This window comes from Clostridioides sp. ZZV14-6387 (genome assembly GCF_020657835.1).
Classification (GTDB): Bacteria; Bacillota; Clostridia; order Peptostreptococcales; family Peptostreptococcaceae; genus Clostridioides; species Clostridioides difficile_A.
Genome location: NZ_JAGWCW010000150.1, coordinates 1 through 323, shown reverse-complemented (window position 1 = coordinate 323; position 323 = coordinate 1). Strand labels below are relative to the sequence as shown.

Below are 323 nucleotides of genomic sequence, written 5' to 3'. Positions count from 1 at the left end.
AAAATTATAACAGTTCCTACAAGCACTAAGCGAGAAAAAACTGCAACTCGTGTTTATTTTATATCTGGTGGAAGTATGATAACTAGTAGTAGTGGTATGAAACAAGTTATTACTCTTGAACTTATACCAGACCCTAATATTATTATAAATGAAGATTTAGGAGTTATTAGTGATTCTTGTAATATAAGTTATAGAATTCCAGATAGTAACACAAGTGTAAAATTTGATGTAACTGAAAAATTAAATGATGTTGTGATATCTAAAAAAAACTATGCTCTTGATGGTAACTATACTTTAAGTCTTACAGATGAACATTTATCAAC

The 323-nt window shown here is 27.9% G+C and carries 1 pseudogene; it reads left to right on the top strand.

What is annotated here, in order from left to right:
- Positions 1 to 323, top strand: a pseudogene (locus tag KGF38_RS20175) (hypothetical protein); the annotation flags it as partial.